Raw genomic sequence first — 289 nt, 5'->3', positions numbered from 1 at the left:
CAAACTCTGTTGAACAATTGCAAAATATCTTTGATTTTGTGTTAAGTTCCACGTGTATTTCTAACCCTATTATAGTTTCAAAACTCATTTTAATCCTCCCTTCTAAATTTCTCTAATTAGATTATCTATACTTAATGCCTGCTCCAATGTATATGCAATATTCAATATCTTCTTTTCCTCAAAATGCCCTCCTATTATTTGTATTCCTATAGGCAATCCTGATTTACTAAAACCACATGGCATAGATATTGCAGGAACACCTGCAAGATTTATGTTAACGGTATATATA

The 289-nt window shown here is 31.1% G+C and carries 2 protein-coding genes; both read right to left on the bottom strand.

Translation table 11 applies throughout. The annotated features are described in order from the left end of the window. A partial coding sequence (locus N3F66_15155) for a hypothetical protein (protein ID MCX8125483.1) occupies positions 1–88 on the bottom strand: 88 nt, incomplete at its 3' end. Between the two features lie 14 nt (positions 89–102). After that, on the bottom strand, positions 103–289 hold a 187-nt coding region (locus N3F66_15150), incomplete at its 5' end, for an amidase family protein (protein ID MCX8125482.1).

Source organism: Spirochaetota bacterium, assembly GCA_026414805.1.
GTDB lineage: Bacteria > Spirochaetota > UBA4802 > UBA4802 > UB4802 > UBA4802.
This window is presented reverse-complemented; position numbering and strand designations above follow the sequence as displayed.